The 20,011-nt window shown below is 66.4% G+C and carries 17 protein-coding genes; 13 read left to right on the top strand and 4 right to left on the bottom strand.

What is annotated here, in order from left to right:
* Positions 1 to 112: 112 nt before the first annotated feature.
* On the top strand, positions 113 to 2,185 hold the full coding sequence (locus EZM81_RS09500; RefSeq protein WP_136645558.1) for an exonuclease domain-containing protein: 2,073 nt from the start codon (positions 113 to 115) through the stop codon (positions 2,183 to 2,185).
* 65 nt (positions 2,186 to 2,250) lie between these two features.
* Here the strand turns inward: EZM81_RS09500 and truA are convergent, their stop codons facing one another.
* Complete coding sequence (gene truA / locus EZM81_RS09495; protein WP_136645557.1) at positions 2,251 to 3,024, bottom strand: tRNA pseudouridine(38-40) synthase TruA; 774 nt, start codon at positions 3,022 to 3,024, stop codon at positions 2,251 to 2,253.
* A 68-nt stretch (positions 3,025 to 3,092) separates the two neighbouring features.
* On the bottom strand, positions 3,093 to 3,887 hold the full coding sequence (locus EZM81_RS09490; protein WP_136645556.1) for a class III extradiol ring-cleavage dioxygenase: 795 nt from the start codon (positions 3,885 to 3,887) through the stop codon (positions 3,093 to 3,095).
* A 267-nt stretch (positions 3,888 to 4,154) separates the two neighbouring features.
* On the opposite strand from EZM81_RS09490, the gene EZM81_RS09485 reads away from it, so the two are divergent.
* From EZM81_RS09485 to EZM81_RS09475, 3 genes are all read left to right on the top strand, one after another.
* The gene (locus tag EZM81_RS09485; RefSeq protein WP_136645555.1) at positions 4,155 to 4,940 is read left to right on the top strand and encodes a transporter substrate-binding domain-containing protein; all 786 of its coding nucleotides are present in this window, start codon (positions 4,155 to 4,157) and stop codon (positions 4,938 to 4,940) included.
* A 39-nt stretch (positions 4,941 to 4,979) separates the two neighbouring features.
* A complete protein-coding gene (locus EZM81_RS09480) occupies positions 4,980 to 5,783 on the top strand; it encodes an amino acid ABC transporter permease (RefSeq protein WP_136645554.1) in 804 nt (267 codons plus the stop codon).
* A 181-nt stretch (positions 5,784 to 5,964) separates the two neighbouring features.
* Entirely contained in the window at positions 5,965 to 7,974 is a 2,010-nt protein-coding gene (locus EZM81_RS09475) for a M3 family metallopeptidase (RefSeq protein WP_136645553.1), read from the top strand.
* A gap of 102 nt (positions 7,975 to 8,076) precedes the next feature.
* Here EZM81_RS09475 and EZM81_RS09470 read toward each other — a convergent pair whose 3' ends face one another.
* The gene (locus tag EZM81_RS09470) at positions 8,077 to 9,042 is read right to left on the bottom strand and encodes a GlxA family transcriptional regulator (RefSeq protein ID WP_136645552.1); all 966 of its coding nucleotides are present in this window, start codon (positions 9,040 to 9,042) and stop codon (positions 8,077 to 8,079) included.
* A gap of 72 nt (positions 9,043 to 9,114) precedes the next feature.
* Here EZM81_RS09470 and EZM81_RS09465 point away from each other — a divergent pair, with 72 nt between their 5' ends.
* The 6 genes from EZM81_RS09465 (at position 9,115) to EZM81_RS09440 (ending at position 16,634) form a co-directional block, all read left to right on the top strand.
* Positions 9,115 to 10,029: a 3-keto-5-aminohexanoate cleavage protein gene (locus EZM81_RS09465; RefSeq protein WP_136645551.1), complete on the top strand. Its 915-nt coding sequence runs from the start codon at positions 9,115 to 9,117 to the stop codon at positions 10,027 to 10,029.
* Between the two features lie 160 nt (positions 10,030 to 10,189).
* The gene (locus EZM81_RS09460) at positions 10,190 to 11,665 is read left to right on the top strand and encodes a carnitine 3-dehydrogenase (RefSeq protein WP_136645550.1); all 1,476 of its coding nucleotides are present in this window, start codon (positions 10,190 to 10,192) and stop codon (positions 11,663 to 11,665) included.
* On the top strand, positions 11,662 to 12,417 hold the full coding sequence (locus EZM81_RS09455; RefSeq protein WP_136645549.1) for an SDR family oxidoreductase: 756 nt from the start codon (positions 11,662 to 11,664) through the stop codon (positions 12,415 to 12,417). The genes EZM81_RS09460 and EZM81_RS09455 overlap by 4 nt, the downstream gene beginning before the upstream one ends.
* Positions 12,418 to 12,424: 7 nt before the next feature.
* Positions 12,425 to 13,588 carry an acyl-CoA dehydrogenase family protein gene (locus EZM81_RS09450; protein WP_135450823.1) on the top strand — a complete coding sequence of 388 codons (1,164 nt, stop codon included), beginning with the start codon at positions 12,425 to 12,427 and terminating at the stop codon, positions 13,586 to 13,588.
* A gap of 263 nt (positions 13,589 to 13,851) precedes the next feature.
* Positions 13,852 to 15,840 carry an acetate--CoA ligase family protein gene (locus EZM81_RS09445; protein ID WP_136645548.1) on the top strand — a complete coding sequence of 663 codons (1,989 nt, stop codon included), beginning with the start codon at positions 13,852 to 13,854 and terminating at the stop codon, positions 15,838 to 15,840.
* Positions 15,837 to 16,634 (top strand): carnitinyl-CoA dehydratase, encoded by a 798-nt coding sequence (locus EZM81_RS09440; RefSeq protein ID WP_136645547.1) that lies wholly within the window; start codon positions 15,837 to 15,839, stop codon positions 16,632 to 16,634. The genes EZM81_RS09445 and EZM81_RS09440 overlap by 4 nt, the downstream gene beginning before the upstream one ends.
* A gap of 45 nt (positions 16,635 to 16,679) precedes the next feature.
* Here the strand turns inward: EZM81_RS09440 and EZM81_RS18290 are convergent, their stop codons facing one another.
* A complete protein-coding gene (locus tag EZM81_RS18290) occupies positions 16,680 to 16,844 on the bottom strand; it encodes a hypothetical protein (RefSeq protein WP_169052347.1) in 165 nt (54 codons plus the stop codon).
* A 60-nt stretch (positions 16,845 to 16,904) separates the two neighbouring features.
* Here EZM81_RS18290 and rpsL point away from each other — a divergent pair, with 60 nt between their 5' ends.
* The 3 genes from rpsL to fusA are packed head-to-tail and all read left to right on the top strand — an operon-like array spanning position 16,905 to position 19,888.
* A complete protein-coding gene (gene rpsL / locus EZM81_RS09435; RefSeq protein ID WP_125325006.1) occupies positions 16,905 to 17,276 on the top strand; it encodes a 30S ribosomal protein S12 in 372 nt (123 codons plus the stop codon).
* An 11-nt stretch (positions 17,277 to 17,287) separates the two neighbouring features.
* Entirely contained in the window at positions 17,288 to 17,758 is a 471-nt protein-coding gene (gene rpsG, locus EZM81_RS09430; protein ID WP_135450826.1) for a 30S ribosomal protein S7, read from the top strand.
* Positions 17,759 to 17,770: 12 nt separating this feature from the next.
* On the top strand, positions 17,771 to 19,888 hold the full coding sequence (gene fusA / locus EZM81_RS09425; RefSeq protein WP_135450827.1) for an elongation factor G: 2,118 nt from the start codon (positions 17,771 to 17,773) through the stop codon (positions 19,886 to 19,888).
* The last annotated feature ends 123 nt before the right edge of the window (positions 19,889 to 20,011 follow it).

The following is a 20,011-nucleotide window of genomic DNA, read 5'->3' as shown; positions in this document are numbered from 1 at the left end:
CGGGCGCGCCCCACCTTCGACATGGTGCCCCCCGCCTCCCGCCCCTCTCCACGGGGGGCAGGGGTGGAGCGGCAGCGGCCCTGTTGCGTCCGTGGCCAGTCGGGGGCTCATCATGCTGACGCGTCTCAGCCTGCGCCTGCGCATCTTTCTGATCTTCGCCGGTCTTGCCGGGGCGATCGTTGTCGCCACCACCCTCGGCCTCTGGCTGGGTTACAGCCGGCTGGGTGAACCGGGCGCGCTGCAGGGCTTCGTGCAGGCCGGGGTGCTGGCTGGTTTCGCGGCACTGGGGCTGGTGGCCTGGGTCTGGTATCTGTTCGACCTGCATGTGGCCAAACCCATCGAGACGCTCGCAGGTGCCTTGCGCGCCCGTGCCCATTCCGACGTGACGGCCGAGATGGACGCAGCCATCGCCCGCTATCTGGGCGATCTGGCCCCCGCCGCCCAGGCCGCCGCCCAAAGCCTGGCCGAGACGCGCAGCGCGCTGGCCGAGGCGGTGGCGCGCGAGACCCTACGGCTGGGGTCAGAGAAGGCCCGGCTGGAGGCGCTGCTGTCGGACGTGCCGGTTGGGGTGATCCTGTGTTCGGCCGACCATGCGCTGGTGTTCTACAATGGCCCGGCCGCCGACATCATCGGCACCGGACGGGCGGGGGGGCTTGAGGCGGGGCTCGACCGCAAGCTTTTCGACTACATTCATGCCGCGCCGCTGCGCCATGCACATGAGCGGCTCATGGCCACAGGCGACCCCGACGCGGTGTCGGACCTTCTTTGCACCACCACCGCAGGTGCCAGGGTGCTGGCCGCGCGGATGCGGCTTCTGGGCGAAGGCGGGGACGGCGGCTATGTGCTGACCCTGCGCGACATTACTGCCGACATGGCCGCTGATGCCCGGCGCGAAGCGATGCTTGAGGGCGCGCTCGACAGCCTGCGCCGCCCGGCCGCCGCGCTGTCCACCATCGTCGGCGTGATGCCCGAGGATGCGCTGCCCGCGCCGATGCAAGCCGCGCTGCGGGAAGAGGTCGCGCGGCTGGCGCAGGCCGTTACCCGGTTTGGCGCCGCGCGGGAGGAGGGTCAGGCCGAGGCCGCCGCCCTGCCGCAGACCCGCGCCTCGGACCTGGCGGAAGGGCTGGTCGCGCGCCTGGCCGCGCAGGGGCTGATCGTGACGGTCGAGACGGCCGACCTGATCCTGCGCTGCAACGGCTATGAGATCATCACGGTGCTTGAGCATCTGGCCCGGCACCTGGCTGACCGCGCGGTGGGCCGGCTGCACCTTTCCATCGAGGAAGAGGACAGCGGCGCGACCATCCGCCTGTCCTGGACCGGCCCCCGGATCGGCGTGGGCGAGCTGGACAGCTGGCTGGCCCTGCCCCTGTCAGAGGAAACCGCCGAACGCCCGGCGCGCGCGGTCCTGTCGGCTCATGCCACCGAGATCTGGCCCGAGACGGCGGCAGACGGCCGTCACGCGCTTTGTCTGCCGATCCGCCAGGCCCGTCGCGCGGTTGCCCGCCCGAAGCCCGTGGTGCGCAAGGTGATCTATGACTTCGATCTCCTATCCCCCGCGCGCACCGATGCGCTGGCCGATCGTCGGCTGGACCGGCTGACCTATGTCGTCTTCGACAGCGAGACGACAGGCCTCAACCCCCGTCAGGGCGACGAGATCGTGCAGCTGGCAGCCGTGCGCATCGTCAACGGCCGCCGGGTCGAGGGCGAGGTCTTCGACACGCTTGTCAATCCGGGCCGGCCGATACCTGCGGTCTCGACCGCGGTGCATGGCATCACCGATGCGATGGTTGCCGATGCGCCGCGAGTGGAAGATGTAGTGCGCCGGTTTCACAAGTTCGCTGAAGGCGCGGTGCTGATCGCGCACAATGCGCCCTTCGACATGGAATTCCTCCGCCGGCAGGAGGGGACGCTGGGCCTGCGCTTCGACATGCCGGTGCTGGACACGGTGCTTCTGTCGGCGGTGGTCTATGGCCAGCACGAGGTGCACAGCCTCGACGCGCTGGCGCACCGGCTGGGCATCGCCATCCCGGAAGAGGCGCGCCATACCGCGCTGGGCGACACGATCGCCACGGCCGATGCCTTCCTGAAGCTTCTGCCCATGCTGGCGGGCCGGGGTCTGGCTACGTTCGGCGCGGTCCTGACCGAGGTTCGCAAGCATGGCCGGCTGCTGAAGGACCTTAACTGAGCCTTCCTGTTCGACTTCGTCTGCTCATCAGGGCACCCTCGTGAGGGGGGATGCAGTCCCGAGCCTTACCCGGCGAAGGGATCGACCGGATAGCACACCCCCACCAGATACAGGCCCTGCGGCGGCGCCACGGGTCCGCAGGCCGCGCGGTCTCGCGCCTGAAGCGCAGCGCGCACATCGGCAGGGGACCAGGCGCCCGTGCCGACCCGTTCCAGCGTTCCGACGATCGAGCGGACCTGATTGTGCAGGAAGGACCGTGCGGCAAGATCGAAGCGGTATTCAATGCCGCCGGGATAGGGGTGTTCGGTAATGTCGATCCTGTCCAGCGTCTTCACCGGGCTTTTCGCCTGGCAAAGCGTTGAGCGGAAGGTGGTGAAATCATGATGCCCCACCAATTCCGCCGCGCCGGCCCGCATCGCCTGCAGATCCAGACGGTTCAGCACCTGCCAGACCAGGCCCCGGTCATGGGTCACCGGCGCGCGGCGCGCGACCAGGCGGAAGGCATAGCGCCGCCCGGTGGCCGAGAAGCGGGCATGAAAGTCGTCCGGAACGCGCGCGCAGGCGGTGATCGCCACCGGGGCGGGCCGAAGGTGCGCGTTCAGCGCCTCGGATAGCCGGAAAGGATCCCAGTCTCGGCGCAGGTCGGCATGGGCGACCTGCGCCGTGGCATGCACACCGGCGTCGGTCCGCCCGGCGGCAGCGATGCTGTGCGGGCCGGGCTCCAGCTTGGCCAGGGCCTGCTCGATGGCGTCCTGAACCGAGGGCAGGCCGCCGGCTTGGCGCTGCCAGCCCGCGAAGGGGCCGCCGTGATAGTCGATACGAAGGGCATAGCGTGGCATGCGCCCCACCTATACCGGATGGCGTGCCATGTGAATGCGCCTCGACGGCCTGCGGCCGGGCCCCCGCGTCAGCCGATCCGGTAGCTTGACGCAGTGACGCCGCCAAACAGGTCGGTGTCGTGATAGACCATGGTGGCCGGCTCGTCCTCGGCCGCGCCAAGGGCGGCAAAGAGGGGAACGAAGTGATCTTCCTGCTTGTGGCAGACGCGGGCATAGGGCGCGCTTTCCCAATGCAGAAGCCGGTCCGTGCGCTCTGCGGGCGGGGCGGCCATGGTTTCGGCCAGCCATGCATCGAAGGCTTCGGAGGGTTCCTTCGCGCCGGGGCCGAACAGGCGCAGGTTGTGGTAGGACAGGCCAGAGCCGATGATCAGCACACCCTCGTCGCGCAGCGGGGCGAGGGCGCGGCCAAGAGCGAAGTGCTCTTGCGGGTTGTAGCCCTTGCGCAGCGAGACCTGGAACAGTGGTGTGCTGGCATCGGGATACATCACATAGGCAGGCACGAAGGTGCCATGGTCGAAGCCCTGCTTGTCGTCCAGCCGAACCGGCAGGCCGGCGGCGCCGATCAGTTCGGCTGCGCGACGGGCAAGGCCGGGGGCACCGGGGGCAGGGTAGGTGATCTGGAAGGTATGAGGCGGAAAGCCGTGGTAATCATAGACCATCGGCGGCCTGGGCGAGGACATGACGGCAAAGCCATCGTCCTCCCAATGCCCAGAGATCATGAGGATCGCCCTCGGCGGTTGCGGCAGATCCTTGACCATCCGGACAAACGAGGCCTCGAGGTTCGCGAACATCGCCCGCCAGTCGGGCATCCACGGCCACGGGCCGCCGCCGTGGCTGATGAAATAGGTGGGCATGCGGGTCATGTCAGGCTCCGTCCTTCGGGTCTATCCAAGATGTCATTCTGTGACCCTTCGCGCAATTAGGCATAAATAACGTATTGAAGTGCAATTATGCACAATACTTTTCTGTCGCAGGCCGGCTGCAGTACGGGATCTGGCGCTGTTGCCGAAGGATCGGGCAGCGACATGATTCGTCCCATTCGTTCCGGCCCCGGGCCAGGCGGGCCCGCTTGCATCGGCGGGGCGGAATGGCATAGTCGGCCCCTGACCATTCAGCCGGGAGCATGACCGATGAAATCCACCCTCGCCGCCCTTCTGGGCCTCAGCCTTCTTGCCGCGCCCGCCCTTGCGCAGGATCTGCCCGATCTGGGCGGCCGCGAGGTCGTGGTGGTGACGGAAAACGCCTATCCGCCGCTGCAGTTCCTCGACAAGTCGGGTGCCGCTGTGGGCTGGGAATACGACGCGATGGCGGAAATCGCCAAGCGGCTGAACATCACCGTGAAATACGAGAACATCAGCTGGGACGCGATGATCCCGGCAGTGTCGGAAGGCCAGTACGACATGGGGATGACCGGGATCACCATCCGCGACGACCGCAAGGAGCAGGTTGATTTCTCGGACAGCTACATGACCAGCGAGATGGTGATGATGGTGCGCGGGGATGAGGAGCGCTTTTCCGATGCGGCATCGTTCGCGGCCAATCCCGACCTGCTGATGGCGGCGCAACCCGGTACGACGCCCTTCTATGTCGGGGTCTATGATGTGCTGGACGGGAACGAGGCAAACCCGCGGATCAAGCTGTTCGAGACCTTCGGCGCGGGGGTCGAGGCGCTGAAGGCGGGCGACGTCGATCTGGTGTTGACCGATGGCACCTCGGGCCAGGGCTATGTCGACGCGTCGAACGGCGGGCTGAAGATCGTGGGCGAGAAGCTGGGGACCGAGGATTTCGGCTTCATCTTCCCCAAGGGCAGCGACCTGGTCGCGCCGATGAACGCGGCGATTGCCAGCATGAAGGCGGATGGCACGATCGACGCGCTGAACAAGAAGTGGTTCCTCGAATACAAGATGGGCGAGTAAGGGCCGCCGGTCCGGGCCGTTCGGCCCGGGCCCTCTAGCATGACGCCCAACCCCAAGCCTGATGCCGACTTTCCCTGGTGGCTGGTGATCGTCGCGATCACCGGCCTGTGGCTGTTCTACGAGGTGCTGGCGGACGACGTCTATTCGGCGTCTCTGGCCGTCCTGGCCAAGGGAATCTGGATCACCGTGATCGTCACGCTGGTCGCCTATTTCGGGGCCTGCCTTCTTGGCCTTGGACTCGCGCTGGCGGGGCTGTCGCGCTGGGTCGTGCTGCGGCAGGCGGCGCGGCTGTATATCGAGGTGATGCGGGGCATCCCGATCATCGTGCTGCTTCTTTATGTTGCGTTCGTTCTGGCGCCCGCGCTGGTAACGGCCTGGAACTGGGCGTTCGTGCCGCTCGGGTTCGAGGAGGTGCGGGGGCGGGACTTTCCGCTGCTCTGGCGGGCGGTCATCGCGCTGATGCTGGCCTATTCGGCCTTTCTTGCCGAGATCTTCCGGGCAGGGCTGCAGGCAGTGGACAAGGGCCAGATCGAGGCGGCAAAGTCGCTGGGCCTGAACGGATGGCAGCGGTTCCGCCACATCGTCTTTCCGCAGGCCTTCCGCATGGTGCTGCCGCCGCTCGGCAACGATTTCGTGGCCATGGTGAAGGATTCTTCGCTGGTCAGCGTGCTGGGGGTGACGGATATCACCCAGCTGGCCAAGGTCACGGCGGCCGGCAATTTCCGCTATTTCGAGACCTACAACGTCGCGGCGCTGTTGTATCTGACGATGACCATCGGTCTTTCGCTGCTGCTGCGCCGGCTGGAGGCGCGGCTGCGCGGGCATGAGGCGCGGCAGCCTTAGTGAGCGGCCTTGTGGCCGCATGCCATTTGTCTCGTCGTGGGGCCTGCGCCCTCCTCCTCGGTTGCCGGGGGCGCTTCGGCCCCCGGACCTTTCCGAGAGTATTTGCGCAATAGCAATCCGGGGTTGCGGGGTGGACCTTGGCGAGACGGGGGCCTAGCTTCCGTCGAAAAGGAGATCTGCGATGAACGTGCTTCTGGACCGCTGGGATACCCCGTTCGGCCTGCCACCATTTGCGGCCATCCGGGACGAGGATTTCGGACCGGCCTTCGACGAGGCGTTGGCGCGGGCGCGGGCAACCATTGCAGCGATTGCCGAGGGGCCGGGCACTTCCTTTGCCGAGGTGATCGAGGCGCTGGAACTGGCGGAGGGCGATCTCGATCGGGTGGCGGGGGTATTCTACAACCTGGCGGGTGCGGACAGCAACGATGCGCGCGAGGCACTGATGCGCGATCTGGCGCCGAAGATGTCGGCCTTCTCGTCCGAGGTTACCAACAACAAGGCGCTCTGGGCCAAGATCGAAGCATTGTGGCAGGGGCGCGATGGTCTGGATCTGACGGCAGAGCAGGCGCGGGTACTGGAGCTGTATCGGCGGATGTTCCTGCGGTCGGGCGCGGCGCTGGAGGGGGCGGCGGCCAAGCGGCTGACCGAGGTCAAGGCGCGGCTTGCGGTGCTTGGGACACAATTCGCGCAGAACCTGCTGGCCGAGGAGCGGGGCTGGCACATGGAGCTGGCCGAGGCCGATCTGGCCGCCTTGCCGGCCTTCGTGCAGGATGCTGCTCGGGCGGCGGGGGCCGAGCGGGGCCTTGGCCCGGTGGTGACGCTGAACCGCAGCCTGATCGTGCCGTTCCTGCAGTTCTCGCCCAACCGCGCGTTGCGCGAACGGGCCTACGAGGCGTGGGTGGCGCGCGGGGCGAACGGCGGCGAAACGGACAACCGGGCGATTGCAGCGGAAATCCTGGCCTTGCGGGCAGAGCGCGCGCAGCTTCTGGGCTATCCCGACTTCGCGGCCTTCAAGCTGGAACCGGAGATGGCGAAGACCCCCGATGCGGTGCGCGAACTGTTGCTGCGGGTCTGGCAGCCGGCGCGGGCCAGGGCGCTGGCGGATGCGGCTGTGCTGGAAGCGATGCTGCATGCCGACGGGTTCACCGGGCCGCTGGAACCCTGGGACTGGCACTATTACAGCGAGAAACGGCGGAAGGCAGAGCATGACCTGGATGAGGCGGCGCTGAAGCCCTACCTGTCGCTGGAGGCGATGCTGCGGGCGATGTTCGACTGCGCGACGCGGCTGTTCGGGCTGGAGTTCCGCGAGATCGAGGGGCCATTCTATCACCCCGATGTGAGCGGCTGGGAGGTCACGCGCGATGGCCGCCATGTCGCGGTCTTCCTGGGGGATTACTTTGCCAGGGGATCGAAACGCTCGGGCGCCTGGTGTTCGGCGATGCGGTCGCAAAGGAAGCTTGGGGGCGATCAGCGGCCGATCGTGGTGAACGTCTGCAACTTCGCCAGGGGCGAGCCGGCCTTGCTGTCCTGGGACGATGCGCGGACGCTGTTCCATGAATTCGGCCATGCGCTGCACCAGATGTTGTCGGACGTGACCTACGGCTTCATCAGCGGGACATCCGTGGCGCGCGACTTCGTCGAACTGCCGAGCCAGCTTTACGAACACTGGCTGGAGGTGCCGCAGGTGCTGGAGGCCCATGCGCGGCACCATGAGACCGGCGAGCCGATGCCCGCCGAAATGTTGAAGCGGCTTCTGGACGCGGGCACCTATGACCAGGGCTTTGCCACGGTGGAATTCGTGGCTTCGGCCATGGTGGACCTCGAGTTCCACACCGGCCAGCCGCCCGCCGACCCGATGCAGCGCCAGGCCGAGGTGCTGGAGGCGCTGGGCATGCCGCGCGCGATCCGCATGCGCCATGCGACACCGCATTTCGCGCATGTGTTCAGCGGCGACGGCTATTCCGCCGGCTATTACAGCTACATGTGGTCGGAGGTGATGGATGCCGATGCCTTCGCGGCCTTCGAGGAGGCGGGCGATCCCTTCGACCCCGCAACCGCGGCGCGGCTGGAGCGGTACATCCTGTCGGCGGGCGGCTCCGAAGAGGCCGAGGCGCTTTATCTGAAGTTCCGCGGCAGGATGCCGGGGGTCGAGGCGCTCTTGAAGGGGCGGGGTCTTCCGGACGCGGCCTGAAGGGGCATCCGACGGTGCCCGGGCCCCCGCAACCCGGCGATGAGTTCAATGCAGCCTTGACCCCCGGGTGGACGGCTGCGTCGCCCGGGACGTGCTGGCGCTTCAGATCTGGCGCCTCAGGGCGCCGGGTGGCTGGCCGAACCGTGCGCGGAAGGCGCGGGACAGGGTCGAGGGGCTGGAAAAGCCTGTGCGCAGCGCGACCTCTGCCAAGGGGTGCCGCGTATCGGTCAGCATCCGGCGGGCGGCCTGCAGGCGCAGATCAAGTGCATGGGCCGCGGGCGTCGTGCCCAGGCTTGCCCGGAACAGGCCTTCCAGGCGGCGTGGCGAAACGCCGACCGCGCGGGCCGTGGCCGAGGCAGGTTCGGGCGCGTCGATCCGCGCCTCCATCCGCGCAAGCGCCGCAGCCACGCGGGGATCGAGGTCGGGATCGGGGCCCCGACCGATCTGCGGTTCAGACCCCTTGCGCACCGTTGCCAGAAAGCTGGCCGCAACCTGCCGTGCCAGCGCCGCGCCGTGGCGGGCGCGGATCAGATGCAGCATGAAGTCCGCAGCCGGTGCGGCACCGGAAATCGTCACCCGGTTACGGTCGATCACGAAACGGTCGGGAACCACGTCGATTTCGGGATGGGCCGCGGCGAGATCCTCCAGATCCTCCCAGTGGACAGTGGCGCGGTATCCGTCAAGAAGCCCCGCCCTGGCCAGCACCCAGGGGGCAGCATCGATGCCGCCGACCAGCCGAAAGCGCGGTGCGATCCGTCGCAGTTCGCTGATCAGCGGGCGGGTGGCCACCTCGTTCAGCCGGTATCCCGCAATAACGATCAATGCCTCGGCCCCGGCGGCATGCGCGAGGGGGCCGGAGGAGGGCAGTTCTAGCCCGCATGTCAGCGGCGCGGGACGGCCGTCCGGGGTGACGACACGCCAGCGATAGGCTTCGTTGCCGAGATGGCGATTGGCGTTGCGCAGCGGGTCGAGGGCACTGGCAACCTCCAGGATCGAGGCTTGCGGCAGCACGAACAGCGCTATCGTCAGGCTCTGGTCCGAAGGCAGAAAGATAGCGTTTTCCGTCATGAATATTTCGTAATACGCAAAGCGTGGGCTGGCAAGGCGGCTATGGTGTCGCCAACCTTTTGGGAGAAAGCCATGCCGCTGACCATGAATCGTGAGGTCTTCATCACCTGTGCCGTGACCGGATCGGGCGGAACGCAGGACCGCAGCCCGAATGTGCCGCGCAGCCCGAAGCAGATTGCCGAAAGTGCCATCGCAGCGGCCAGGGCGGGGGCTGCTGTGGTGCATTGCCACGTCCGCGACCCGGAAACCGGCAAGCCCAGCCGCAAGCTGGAATACTACCGCGAAGTGACCGAGCGCATCCGCGACAGCGACACGGATGTGGTACTGAACCTGACCGCGGGCATGGGCGGCGACATGTATTTTGACGGCACCGAGGCCATGACCCGGATGGCCGACAAGTCCGACATGTGCGGCGCGGAAGAGCGCGTGGCCCATGTCGTGGAATGCCGGCCCGAGATCTGCACGCTGGACTGCGGCACGATGAACTTCAACGAGGCCGACTATGTGATGGTCAACACGCCCGGCATGCTGCGCGACATGGCCCGGCGGATGACGGCCGCAGGCGCGCGGATCGAGATCGAGGCCTTCGACACTGGCCATCTGTGGCTGGCCAAGGAACTGGTGAAGGAAGGTGTGATCCCCGAGCCGGTGCTGGTACAGCTTTGCATGGGTGTGCCGTGGGGCGCGCCGGATGACCTGAATACCTTCATGGCGATGGTGAACAACGTTCCGCAGGGCTGGCACTGGTCGGCCTTTTCGTTGGGACGGCATCAGATGCCCTATGTTGCCGCGGCCGTGCTTGCAGGTGGCAATGTGCGGGTGGGGCTGGAAGACAACCTGTGGCTGGAAAAGGGGGTGCTGGCCACCAATGCCCAGCTGGTAGAACGTGCGGCTAACATCATCGAGAACCTTGGCGCGCGGGTCATCACCCCGGCCGAGGTGCGGGCGCGGCTGAAGCTGGAAAAGCGCGCACCGCTGGCAAGGTAGCCGCGGAACCGATCGCGGATCGGCTCCCCTCCCTTTCCCTCTTCAACGCGGGGGCGAGCGCGGAGCGGGTGCCCACGGCCTGCCATCGGAAGGTAAGAACTGCCCTTCCCCGCTTGCCGGGGATGGGCCGGGATGGGGGAACCGCAATGGGACGGGACAAATGGCGCGCAAGGTAGCGATCATCGGTGGCGGGGTCATCGGCGGCGGCTGGGCCGCGCGGTTCCTGCTGAATGGCTGGGACGTCGGGGTGTTCGATCCCGATCCCGAGGCAGAGCGCAAGATCGCCGCGGTGTTGTCGAACGCGCGGGCGGCCCTGCCCGCGCTGTCGGATGTCCCGATGCCACCCGAAGGCAAGCTCAGCTTCCACGGCACCATCGGCGAGGCGGTCGAAGGGGCGGAGTATGTGCAGGAATCGGTCAGCGAGCGGATCGAACTTAAGCACAAGGTATATGCCCAGCTGCAACAGGCCAATCCCGGCGTCCTGATCGGATCGTCGACCAGCGGGTTCAAGGCAAGCGACCTGCAGAAGGGTTCTCCTGCGCCCGAAAACATCATCGTCGCGCATCCGTTCAACCCGGTCTATCTGCTGCCGTTGTCGGAAGTCTCGGGTAGCCCGGCGAACCCGCCCAAGGTGGTCGATCGCACCGTGCAGATCATGCGCGACATCGGGATGTTCCCGCTGGTGATCCGGCACGAGATCGACGCCTTCATCGGCAACCGGTTCCTCGAGGCGGTGTGGCGCGAGGCGCTGTGGATGCTGAAGGACGGCATAGCCACGACCGAAGAGATCGACGATGCGATCCGCATGGGTTTCGGTCTGCGCTGGGGGCAGATGGGCCTGTTCGAAACCTACCGCATCGCGGGCGGCGAGGCAGGGATGCGACATTTCATGGCCCAGTTCGGCCCGGCGCTGAAATGGCCCTGGACGAAACTCATGGACGTGCCCGAGTTCAATGACGAACTGGTGGATCTTGTGGCCAGCCAGTCCGACGCGCAGTCCGGCATGTATGGCATCCGGGAGCTTGAACGCATCCGCGACCGCAACCTGGTGGGCTTCCTGCGCGCGCTGAAGGAGCGGAACTGGGGTGCGGGGAAGGTGCTGAAGGAACACGATGAACGCCGTGCCGCGGCCTTCCTTGCCGAGATGCAGAAGGGGTTGGACACGGGCCCGCAACCTGCGCCCCTGGTCATGTGGCAGGGGCAGGTGCTGCCGGGCTGGATCGACTACAACGGCCACATGACCGAAAGCCGCTACTATTTCTGCAATTCGGAAACTGTGGACAACTTCCTGCGGATGATCGGCGCGGGCATGGACTATGTAGCTGCCGGTCACAGCTACTATTCCGCCGAAACCCACATCCGCCATCTGGGCGAGGCAAAGCTCGGCGACCAGCTGCGGGGAGAATTGCAGATCATCGGCGCCGACGAGAAGCGCTTCCGCAGCTTCGTGCGGATCATGAAGGGCGAGGACTGCGTGGCGACGGTCGAACAGCTGTGCCTGCATGTCGACATGCGGGCGGGCAAGACCGTGCCGGCGTCGGTCGAGGTCTGGAAGAACCTGAAGGCCATTGCCGACGCCCACGCCGCGCTGCCGATGCCGGAAGGTGCGGGCCGGGCGGTCGGGCAGAAGAAGTGAACCGCCGGGTGCTCATCACCGCGGGCGCGAACGGAATCGGGCTGGTCATGGCCCGGGCCTTCGCCGCGCTGGGCGACCGGGTCCGGGTGACGGATGTGGACGAGGCCGCAGTGGCCGCACTGCCGGCGGGGATCCGGGGCACGGTCTGCGATGCGGCCAGCGAGGCGGCGATGGACCTCCTCTTTGCGGACATTGCGCAGGAGTGGGGCGGCCTCGCCATCGCTGTCGCCAATGCCGGGATCAAGGGTCCGACCGCCGCCATCGAGGAAATGCCGCTGGAAGGCTGGCACCAGTGCCTCGGGGTGAACCTGGACGGGGCGATGCTGCTTGCGCGCGGTGCGGCGCGGCTGATGAAACCGGCACGGCAGGGGGTCATCATCTTCATCTCCTCGACCTCGGGCCTTTACGGCACCCCGTTCCGTGCACCCTATGTGGCGGCGAAATGGGGGGTCATCGGGCTGATGAAGACCGTGGCGATGGAACTTGGGCCGCACGGCATTCGCGCCAACGCGATCTGTCCGGGTTCGGTGAACGGCCCCCGGATCGACCGGGTGATCGAGGCGGAAGCGGCGGCCAAGGGAATGACCCCGCAAGCGGTGCGGCAGGGCTATGCCTCGGGCACGGCGATGAAGCGGCTGACCGAGGCTCAGGATGTGGCCGATATGGCGGTCTTTCTGGCGTCCGATGGCGCGCGCATGGTTACAGGACAGGCGCTGGCGGTGGACGGCATGACCTACAACGTGGACCCGTGAGGACAACATGGATTTCGGACTGACCGAAGAACAAGCGATGATCGTCGCCACGACGCGGGCCTTTGTCGAGGCAGAGCTGTATCCGCACGAGCAGATGGTCGAACGCACCGGCCACCTTCCCCTGGAGCTGATCCGCGAGATCCAGCAGAAGGCGATCGCCGCCGGGCTTTACGCCGCCAACATGCCGGTCGAGGTCGGCGGGGCGGGGCTGGATACGCTGTCCTGGCTTCTATACGAAAAGGAACTGGGTCGGGCCAACTATGCCCTGCACTGGACCTGCGTCGCGCGGCCCTCGAACATCCTTCTGGCCGGCAACGCCGAACAGCGCGAGCGGTATCTGATGCCCTGCATCCGGGGCGAGACGTGGGATTGCCTGGCGATGACCGAACCCGGCGCAGGGTCGGACCTGCGGGGGATGAAGGCATCGGCCCGGCGGGAGGGCGGCGACTGGGTGTTGAACGGCACCAAGCATTTCATCAGCCATGCCGATCTGGCCGGCTTCGCCATCGTCTTCATGGCCAGCGGCGAGGAACAGACCCCGCGGGGCCCGAAGAAGCTGATCACCGCCTTCTTCGTGGACAAGGGCACCCCCGGGTTCACCGTGCGCGAGGGCTATCGCAACGTCAGCCATCGCGGCTACACCAATTCGGTGCTGGAGTTCGACGATTGCCGGGTGCCGGCTGAAAACGTGCTGGGCGAGGTCCACAAGGGGTTCGAGGTGGCCAATTCCTGGTTGGGCGCGACGCGGCTGCAGGTGGCCTCTACCTGTCTGGGCAGGGCAGAGCGGGCGCTGGCCCTTGCGATTTCCTATGCGGCCGAGCGGAAGCAGTTCGGCCAGCAGATCGGCAAGTTCCAGGGGATCAGCTTCAAGCTTGCGGACATGGCGATGGAGCTGAAGGCGGCCGAGTTGCTGACGCGCGAGGCGGCCTGGAAGTACGACCAGGGCACGGTGACCGATGGCGACATGGCCATGGCCAAGCTGAAGGCGACCGAGGTGCTGGCGATGATCGCGGACGAGGCGATCCAGATCCATGGCGGGATGGGCCTGATGGACGAGCTGCCGCTCGAGCGCATCTGGCGCGACGCGCGGGTGGAGCGGATCTGGGAAGGCACCTCGGAGATCCAGCGCCACATCATCAGCCGCGAACTTCTGCGGGCGGTCGGGGGTTGAACGGTCGCACCGGGGGCGCTTCGCCCCCCGGACCCCCAGAGGATATTTGAGAACGGAAGAAGCAACGGAATGTTAACTTCGAATCGCCACAGTGGCGCCACGGTACAGGCGGGGACGCCGATGACCGTAACGGGAGAAGGCGCCCCGTCCGGCCTTTCCGGGCGGGGCGTTGCCATGGTCTGCCCCTTCTTCCGTTCCCAAATATCCTCGGGGGTCCGGGGGCAGACAGCCCCCGGGGCCGATGCCACAGCGCGAGGCCAGAGATGAGCCGCTTGGACCGTCTTCTGCGACCACGCCACATTGCCGTTCTGGGTGGCGGCTGGGCTGTGAACGTGATCGAGCAATGCCGCAAGATGGGCTTTCAGGGCCTGGTCTGGCCGGTGCATCCGACCCGATCCGAGATCGGAGGGCTACGGGCCTATCCCAGCCTTGCCGATCTGCCGGAACCGCCGGATGCGGCATTCATCGGGGTAAACCGCTTTGCCACTCTAGAGGTGGTCGCGGAACTGGCTGCGATGGGGGCGGGGGGCGCCATCTGTTTCGCCTCGGGCTGGACCGAGGCCGGAGAGCCTGGTCTGCAGGACCGGCTTGTCGCAGCCGCAGGCGAGATGCCGATCCTCGGGCCGAACTGCTATGGGGTGATCAACTATCTGGATGGCGCGCTTCTGTGGCCCGATCAGCATGGCGGGGTGCGCGTGGATAGGGGTGTGGCGCTGGTAAGCCAGTCCTCGAACATCGTGATCAACCTCGGCATGCAGCAGCGCGGATTGCCCGTGGCCTATGTCGCCTGTCTGGGTAATGCTGCGGTGGTGGGGCTGGCGGAACTGACCGGGGCGCTGCTGGATGATCCCAGGGTGACCGCCGTGGGGCTGTACATCGAGGGAATCGACGATGCCCCGGCCTTTGCCGAGCTGGCCGAGCGGGCACGCGCCATGGGCAAGGGCATGGTGGCGATCAAGTCCGGCAAGACCGAACTTTCCCGCAGTGCGGCCGCCTCGCATACGGCTTCACTGGCCGGCGGCGGGGCAGCTTCCAGTGCCTTCCTGCGCCAGACGGGGGTGGCGGAGGTGAATACTCCGGCCGAACTGATCGAGACGCTGAAGATCTTCCATGTGCATGGGCCGGGGCTTGGCAGGCGTCTCTGTTCGCTGTCCTGCTCGGGTGGCGAGGCAGGTCTGGTTGCCGATCTGGCTGCGCCTTTCGGGCTGGAATTTCCGCCGGTGCCGCAGCCGACGCACGACCGGCTTTTCGCCGTGCTGGGAGAGATTCCGACCATCTCTAACCCCTTGGACTACCACACCTTCATCTGGGGCGACGGGCCGAAGACGACCGAGGTCTTCAGCGCAATGCTGGAGGCTTATGACGCCGGCCTTTACATCATCGACGCGCCACGGGCGGACCGGTGTGATCCCTCGGGCTACGACCCGGCCTTCCGGGCGATTGTCGATGCCCAGAAGGCTGCGGGCAAGCCGGCCTTCCCGGTGGCATCGCTGCCCGAAAACTTCGGCGAGGCGCGTGTGCAGGCGATGATGGAGCAGGGCATCTGTCCCCTTCTGGGGATCGAGACGGCGCTTGCGGCAATTCGGGCGGCGCAGACCCCTGCGGGGCAGCCGGGATGGCGGCCCTTGGACAGCCTGCCCCAGCGCGAAACCCGGTTGCTGGACGAAGCCGAGGCCAAGGCGCTTCTTGCCGCGGTGGGGGTGGCAGTGCCGAAATCCACGACGGCTGCAACGCTTGCCGGTCTCGACCTTGCGGGACTGGTGCCGCCCTTCGTGCTGAAGGGGCTTGGATTTGCGCACAAGACGGAGGCAGGCGCGGTGCGGCTGGGGCTTGCCACGCTGGAGGGGCAGGCAGAGATGCCGGGGGCGACCGGCTATCTGGTCGAGGAGATGGTGACGGGCGCGGTGGCCGAGGTGCTGCTTGGACTGCGCCGCGATCCGGTCTATGGCATCACGCTGACCCTGGGGCTGGGCGGCGTCACGGCCGAGGTGCTGGCCGATACGGTGACGCTCGTCTGGCCCGTCGGCGAGGCCGAGGTGCTGGAGGCGGCGAAGGGGCTGCGGCTCTGGCCGCTGCTCGACGGCTATCGCGGACGGCCGAGGGCGGACATGGGGGCCGTCGCGGCGCTGGCGGTGCGGCTGGGCGCGCTGATGGCGGCCGACGAGAGCCTGGAGGAAATCGAGATCAACCCGGTCATGGTGCGCGAAAAGGGCGCCGTGGCGGTGGATGCGCTGGCAAGGAGGGCGACATGATGCAGATGCGGACCGAGGGGCCGATCCTGACCCGGCGCGAGGGCGCCATTCTGGAGGTCACGCTCGACCGACCCAAGGCCAATGCGATCGACCTCGCCACTAGCCGGATCATGGGTCTGGTGTTCCGCGACTTCCGCGACGACGACAGCTTGCGCGTCTGCATCCTGCGCGCGGCGGGCGAGAAGTTCTTCTGCCCCGGCTGGGACCTGAAGGCCGCGGCCGCGGGCGATGCGGTGGACGGCGACTATGGCGTGGGCGGCTTCGGCGGCCTGCAGGAGCTGCCGAACCTCAACAAGCCCGTCATCGCCGCAGTGCAGGGCATCTGTTGCGGGGGCGGGCTGGAGCTGGCGCTGTCGGCCGACCTTATCCTCTGTTCCACGAACGCCACCTTCGCGCTGCCGGAAATCCGGTCGGGCACGGTGGCGGATGCGGCCAGTATCAAGCTGCCCAAGCGCATTCCCTATCATGTGGCGATGGACCTGCTGTTGACCGGGCGCTGGTTCGACGCGGAAGAGGCGCATCGCTGGGGGCTGGTGAAGGAGATCTGCGCGCCCGAGGATCTCATGGCGAAGGCCTGGGATCTGGCGCGGCTGCTCGAATCCGGTCCCCCCCTTGTCTATGCCGCGATCAAGGAAATCGTGCGCGAGGCCGAAGACATGCGATTCCAGGACGCGCTGAACCGGATCACGAAGCGCCAGTTCGCGACGGTGGACCGACTTTATTCCAGCGAGGACCAGCTGGAAGGCGCCCGCGCCTTTGCCGAAAAGCGCGATCCGGTCTGGAAGGGGCGGTAGGCTGGCCCGGGGTGGGGTTGATGTTGACACCCCCCGCGATTCCCCCTACACGCCCGCCAACCCGAAGCCCGAGGTCTGTCCTCTGGTGTCGGGGTCAGAGCGCTTGAAGTGGTCATGATCCGGGCCTTCCGCCCCGATCCTCTGGAAGTCCACCGCGGCATCGCCGGGAACGGCGGTGGTTGCGGCTTTCGTGTTTTGCGATTCGCGCAAGACACGGTCGAGAAGCGGCGTCGGGGTGGCACCCGGCGAGTATCGAAACGAGGAACGTGAATGCCGACGATTCAACAGCTGATCCGGAAGCCCCGGGAAGCAGCGCCGCGGAAATCCAAGTCTCAGCACCTGGAGTCCTGCCCGCAGAAGCGTGGGGTCTGCACCCGCGTCTACACCACCACCCCGAAGAAGCCGAACTCGGCCATGCGGAAGGTCGCCAAGGTGCGCCTGACCAACGGGTTCGAGGTGATCAGCTACATCCCCGGCGAAAAGCACAACCTGCAGGAACACTCGGTCGTCCTGATCCGTGGCGGCCGGGTCAAGGACCTTCCGGGTGTGCGTTACCACATCCTCCGCGGCGTTCTGGATACCCAGGGCGTGAAAGAGCGTCGTCAGCGTCGTTCGAAATACGGCGCCAAGCGTCCGAAGTGAGGAGATAAGGAATGTCCCGTCGTCACGCCGCCGAAAAGCGCGAGATCCTGCCCGATGCCAAGTTTGGCGACCGGGTGGTCACCAAGTTCATGAACAACCTGATGCTCGACGGCAAGAAGTCGGTCGCTGAACGTATCGTGTATGGCGCGCTTGATCGCGTGCAGAACCGTCTGAAGCGCCCCGCCGTCGAAGCCTTCCATGAGGCGCTCGACAATGTGAAGCCTTCGGTCGAGGTCCGTTCCCGCCGTGTGGGCGGTGCGACCTATCAGGTTCCGGTCGAAGTCCGGGCCGAACGCCGTGAGGCGCTGGCGATCCGCTGGTTGATCCAGGCCGCCCGCAAGCGCAACGAGAACACGATGGAAGAGCGTCTGGCCGCCGAGCTGGCCGATGCCGTGCAGAACCGCGGCACCGCCGTGAAGAAGCGCGAAGACACCCACAAGATGGCCGACGCGAACAAGGCGTTCAGCCACTACCGCTGGTAAGGAGCGCAGATCATGGCACGCGAATATCCGCTGCACCTCTACCGCAACTTCGGGATCATGGCCCACATCGACGCGGGCAAGACCACGACGACCGAGCGGATCCTGTACTACACTGGCAAGTCCCACAAGATCGGCGAAGTCCACGACGGCGCCGCGACCATGGACTGGATGGAGCAGGAGCAGGAGCGCGGGATCACCATCACCTCGGCTGCCACCACCACCTTCTGGGAGCGCACTACCGACGGCAAGACCGCCGAGGGGCCGAAGCATCGCTTCAACATCATCGACACTCCCGGCCACGTGGACTTCACCATCGAGGTCGAACGCTCGCTTGCGGTTCTTGATGGTGCGGTGTGCCTTCTGGATGCCAACGCCGGCGTCGAGCCGCAGACCGAAACGGTCTGGCGTCAGGCCGACCGCTACAAGGTGCCGCGGATCGTGTTCGTCAACAAGATGGACAAGATCGGTGCCGACTTCTTCAAGTGCGTCCAGATGATCAAGGACCGCACCGGCGCGACCCCCGCCCCGATCGCCCTGCCGATCGGTGCCGAGGACAAGCTGGAAGGCATCATCGACCTGGTGACGATGAAGGAATGGGTCTACCAGGGTGAAGACCTGGGCGCGACCTGGGAAATCCGCGACATCCGTGACAGCCTGAAGGCCGAAGCCAACGAATGGCGCGGCAAGCTGATCGAACTTGCCGTCGAACAGGACGACGAGGCGATGATGGCCTATCTCGAAGGCCAGGAGCCGGACGTGGACACGCTGCGCAAGCTGATCCGCAAGGGCTGCCTCAGCATGTCCTTCGTGCCGGTGACCGCGGGCTCGGCGTTCAAGAACAAGGGCGTCCAGCCGGTCCTGAACTCGGTGATCGACTATCTACCCTCGCCGCTGGATATCCCGCCCTACATGGGTTACGCCCCCGGCGACGAGACCGAGACCCGCAACATCGAGCGCAAGCCCGATGATGCCGAGCCCTTCTCGGCGCTGGCGTTCAAGATCATGAACGACCCCTTCGTCGGCACGCTGACCTTCACCCGCATCTACTCGGGCACCCTGAAGAAGGGCGACCAGATGCTGAACTCGACCAAGGGCAAGCGCGAGCGCGTGGGCCGCATGATGATGATGCATGCCGCCAACCGTGAAGAGATCGAAGAGGCTTTCGCGGGCGACATCATCGCTCTGGCCGGACTGAAGGAAACCACCACCGGCGATACGCTGTGCGATCCGAACAAGCCGCTCGTGCTGGAAACCATGACCTTCCCCGAGCCGGTGATCGAGATCGCGGTGGAGCCGAAGTCGAAGGCCGACCAGGAAAAGATGGCGCTGGCGCTGCAGCGTCTGGCGGCCGAGGATCCGTCCTTCCGCGTCGAGACCGATCTGGAATCGGGCCAGACGATCATGAAGGGCATGGGCGAACTTCACCTCGACATCCTCGTCGACCGCATGCGGCGCGAGTTCAAGGTCGAGGCGAACATCGGCGCTCCGCAGGTGGCCTACCGCGAAACCATCTCGCGGCCGACCGAGATCGACTACACCCACAAGAAGCAGACCGGCGGCACGGGCCAGTTCGCCCGCGTCAAGCTGGAGATTACCCCCACCGAACCGGGCGAGGGCTTCAGCTTCGAAAGCCGCATCGTTGGCGGCGCGGTGCCGAAGGAATACATCCCCGGCGTTGAGAAGGGCATCAAGTCGGTCATGGACTCGGGCCCGCTGGCCGGCTTCCCGGTCATCGACTTCAAGGTGGCGCTGGTGGACGGTGCCTTCCACGATGTCGACTCGAGCGTCCTTGCCTTCGAGATCGCGACCCGTGCGGCGATGCGTGAGGGCCTGAAAAAGGCCGGCGCCAAGCTTCTGGAACCGATCATGAAGGTCGAGGTGGTGACGCCGGAGGAATACACCGGCAGCGTCATCGGCGATCTGACCTCGCGGCGCGGCATGGTGACCGGGCAGGACAGCCGCGGCAACGCCAACGTGATCAACGCGATGGTCCCGCTGGCCAACATGTTCGGCTACATCAACAACCTGCGCTCGATGACCTCGGGCCGGGCAGTGTTCACGATGCTCTTCGACCACTATGACGCGGTGCCGGAGAACATCAGCCAGGAAATCCAGAAGAAATACGCATGACGGTGCGGCGGGGAGAACCCCGCCCTACCACCCCGTAGGGTGCGCACCCGCGCACCGCAACCGAGAACCGGATGAGGAGAAGCCATAATGGCGAAGGCAAAGTTTGAACGGACGAAACCGCAC

Origin of the sequence: Tabrizicola sp. YIM 78059 (assembly GCF_004959785.1) — a bacterium.
GTDB lineage: Bacteria > Pseudomonadota > Alphaproteobacteria > Rhodobacterales > Rhodobacteraceae > Tabrizicola > Tabrizicola caldifontis.
This window is presented reverse-complemented; position numbering and strand designations above follow the sequence as displayed.